The organism is uncultured Flavonifractor sp., assembly GCF_944387675.1.
Classification (GTDB): Bacteria; Bacillota; Clostridia; order Oscillospirales; family Oscillospiraceae; genus Flavonifractor.
On sequence record NZ_CALXFV010000158.1, the window covers coordinates 1 to 3026 of the forward strand.

Below are 3026 nucleotides of genomic sequence, written 5' to 3' on the forward strand. Positions count from 1 at the left end.
GAGGCCTGGTCCCCCCGGCAGCAGAAATACTTCGAGGTGTGCTCCTGCTCCAACCTGGGGGACGCCCAGGCCCGCCGTCTGAAGATGCGGGTAAAGGGAGAAAAGGGCATGTACCTCCCCCACACCCTGAACAACACCGTGGTGGCCCCGCCTCGGATGCTCATCGCCTTCCTGGAGAACAACCTCCAGGCCGACGGCTCGGTGAAGATCCCCGCCCCCCTGCGCCCCTACATGGGCGGCAAGGAAGTACTGGTACCCAAACGGGCATAAGGAGTAATCATGTCTGCAAAAGAGAAAACCCGCAGCTTTCTGGCCGAGTTCCGCAAATTCATCGCCCGGGGGAATGTAATGGACCTGGCGGTGGGCGTCATCATCGGCGGCGCCTTCAAAACCATTGTGGACTCCCTCACCAACGATATTCTCATGCCTTTCGTGGGCATCTTTATCGGGGAGAGCACCTTTGCCGCCCTCTCCTTCCAGCTGGGGGACGCCACCATCGCCCTGGGCAGCTTTGTCCAGGCGGTGGTCAACTTCCTCATCATGGCCTTTGTCATCTTTCTGCTGGTGAAGGGAATCAACGCTTTCCACCGAAAAAAGGAGGAGGCCCCCGCCCCCGCTCCCAAGCCTTCGGCGGAGGAGGTCCTTCTCACCGAGATTCGGGACCTGCTGAAGGAGGCCCGCCATGACTGACCGGCAGCCAGAGGACAGATCCCGGGAAACCCGGGCGTCCTATACCCCAGCCTCCCCGGTCAAGCGTATTCTGGCCTGGGTGGGCATCGTGTATATGGTGTGCTTGGTGCTGCTCAACCTCTACCCCTTCTTCCACCAGGGCCGGTATCTAACCGGGGTGGCCCCCCTGTTCGCCTGCCCCGGCATCGCCGGGCTGCTGGCCATCGCCCTGTACACCCTGCGGCGGCCCGACGAGACCTACGCCAAACGGGCCTCCATGGCGGTGCTGGCCCTGGTGTGCGCCGTGGGTCTGGCGGTGAGTCTGGCGCTGGGGGTCCCTCCCCTGCTGGCCGGGCTGGGAGGCGGACAATGAGGGCGCGGATCGAGCGGGGTCTGGCCGCCCTGGGCCTAACTCCCCCGCCCCAGGCGGCGGCACAGCTGGAAGCATACGGCCGCCTGCTGCTGGAGCAGAACCAGGTGATGAACCTCACCGCCATCACCGACCCCGACCAGGTGGTGGACCTCCACTTCCTGGACAGCGCCGCCCTGCTCACCATCGGGACGGCCTTTGCAGGCAAAACCCTCATCGACGTGGGGACCGGCGCCGGCTTCCCCGGCCTGCCCCTGAAACTTCTGGAGCCCTCCCTTTCCGTCACCCTGCTGGACAGCCTGGGGAAGCGGGTGAGCTGGCTGGAGGACGTATGTAAAGCGCTTTCCCTTGACAATGTGACCTGCCTTCACGCCCGGGCGGAGGAGCAGGCGCGGGAGACCGGCTTCCGGGACAGCTTTGACCTGGCGGTGTCCCGGGCGGTGGCCTCCCTGGAGGTGCTCAGTGAGCTGTGCCTGCCCTATGTAAAGGTAGGGGGCAAATTTTTGGCCATGAAAAGCGTGGACAGCGGGGCGGAAACCGAGGGGGCGGCCCGGGCCATTGCCAAGCTGGGGGGCAGGCTGCTGCCCCGGGTGGACTACACCATCCCCGGCACCGGCATTGTCCACCGGGTGGTGGCGGTGGAAAAGGTGTCCCCCACTCCCAAGGAGTACCCCCGCCGGTGGGCAAAGATCCAGAAGGCGCCGCTGTGAGGGGAAAATTCCCGCATACTGCACAAAAAGTCATTGATTCTATTGGGAAACCATGATATGGTATTGATAGTTGAAACGGAGTGTGCCTATGTCCACTGCAATCGTCATAACCTCCGGCAAGGGCGGCACGGGCAAGACCTCCCTCACCGCCGGCCTGGGTTCCTGCCTGGCGGCCCTGGGGAAGCGGGTGCTGTGCCTTGATATGGATATCGGCCTGCGCAACCTGGATCTGAGCCTGGGACTCAGCGACCGGGCGCTGATGGACTTTACCGACGTGCTGTGCGGCCGCTGCCCGCTGGAGAAGGCGGCGGTGGCCCACCCGGTGATCCAGGGGCTGAGCCTGATCACCGCGCCGGTGACTCTGCCCCCTCAGCCGCTGAGCCAGCAGGCCATGGAGCAGCTGGTGCGCCAGGCCAAGGACCGGTATGACTTTTTACTGATGGACTCCCCAGCGGGGCTGGGAGAGGGGTTCCGGCTGGCCTGCTGCGGCGCGGACCGGGCCATCGTGGTATCCACCACCGACGCCTCCGCCCTGCGGGACGCCCAGCGGACGGTGACCCTGCTGCGGGGGAGCATTCCCCGCATCCACCTGGTGGTCAACCGGGTGCAGCCCAAGCTGCTCCGCCGCCTGCACACCACCATTGACGACGCCATGGACGCCGCCGGCCTGCCCCTGCTGGGCATCGTGCCGGAGGACCCCCAGGTGATGCTCTGCGCCAACCGGGAGCAGCCCCTGATCCTCCACGCCAACCGGGGCGCCGCCACCGCCTACTTAAACATTGCCAAGCGCCTGCTGGGGCAAAAAACGCCCCTGATGCGGATTCGATAACACTTGATAGGGAAAAGAGAGGATTGATTTATGAATATCGCGTTGATGAGCCACGATCGAAAAAAGGAGCTGATGGTTCAGTTCTGTATCGCCTACTGCGGCATTTTGTCCAAGCACACGATCTGCGCCACCAACACGACGGGGCGTCTGGTGGCGGAGGCTACCGGCTTGCCGGTGCAGCTCTTCCTCTCCCATGAGCACGGGGGCAGCCAGCAAATTGGCGCCCGCATCGCCTACAATGAGATTGATATGGTCCTCTTCTTTTCCGACCCCCAGTCCAACGATTTGGACGCCGATTTGCAGTATATCACCCGGCTGTGCGACCAGAACAGCGTTCCCTACGCCACCAACGTGGCCACGGCGGAAATCCTCATCCACGGCCTGGAGCGGGGGGATCTGGACTGGCGGGATATCGTCAATCCCAAGACAAAGCCTTTTACCGCCTGAT

5 protein-coding genes and 1 pseudogene are annotated in these 3026 nt (G+C 63.8%); all 6 read left to right on the top strand.

The window, feature by feature from the left end; genetic code table 11:
- Positions 1 to 270: pseudogene (locus tag Q0J74_RS10900) on the top strand (serine--tRNA ligase); the annotation flags it as partial.
- Positions 271 to 279: 9 nt separating this feature from the next.
- Complete coding sequence (gene mscL, locus Q0J74_RS10905) at positions 280 to 690, top strand: large-conductance mechanosensitive channel protein MscL (protein ID WP_297214528.1); 411 nt, start codon at positions 280 to 282, stop codon at positions 688 to 690.
- The gene (locus tag Q0J74_RS10910; RefSeq protein ID WP_297214529.1) at positions 683 to 1042 is read left to right on the top strand and encodes a hypothetical protein; all 360 of its coding nucleotides are present in this window, start codon (positions 683 to 685) and stop codon (positions 1040 to 1042) included. The genes mscL and Q0J74_RS10910 overlap by 8 nt, the downstream gene beginning before the upstream one ends.
- The gene (gene rsmG / locus Q0J74_RS10915) at positions 1039 to 1749 is read left to right on the top strand and encodes a 16S rRNA (guanine(527)-N(7))-methyltransferase RsmG (protein WP_297214531.1); all 711 of its coding nucleotides are present in this window, start codon (positions 1039 to 1041) and stop codon (positions 1747 to 1749) included. Before Q0J74_RS10910 ends, rsmG begins: the two co-directional genes overlap by 4 nt.
- Before the next feature lie 88 nt (positions 1750 to 1837).
- Positions 1838 to 2578: a septum site-determining protein MinD gene (minD, locus tag Q0J74_RS10920; RefSeq protein ID WP_297214533.1), complete on the top strand. Its 741-nt coding sequence runs from the start codon at positions 1838 to 1840 to the stop codon at positions 2576 to 2578.
- A gap of 30 nt (positions 2579 to 2608) precedes the next feature.
- A complete protein-coding gene (locus tag Q0J74_RS10925; protein WP_297214536.1) occupies positions 2609 to 3025 on the top strand; it encodes a methylglyoxal synthase in 417 nt (138 codons plus the stop codon).
- Position 3026: the final 1 nt, after the last annotated feature.

Bases quoted from the DNA above. Each gene is read 5' to 3' on its own strand.
- mscL (WP_297214528.1), top strand. From the start codon at position 280: ATGTCTGCAAAAGAGAAAACCCGCAGCTTTCTGGCCGAGTTCCGCAAA.
- Q0J74_RS10910 (WP_297214529.1), top strand. From the start codon at position 683: ATGACTGACCGGCAGCCAGAGGACAGATCCCGGGAAACCCGGGCGTCC.
- rsmG (WP_297214531.1), top strand. From the start codon at position 1,039: ATGAGGGCGCGGATCGAGCGGGGTCTGGCCGCCCTGGGCCTAACTCCC.
- minD (WP_297214533.1), top strand. From the start codon at position 1,838: ATGTCCACTGCAATCGTCATAACCTCCGGCAAGGGCGGCACGGGCAAG.
- Q0J74_RS10925 (WP_297214536.1), top strand. From the start codon at position 2,609: ATGAATATCGCGTTGATGAGCCACGATCGAAAAAAGGAGCTGATGGTT.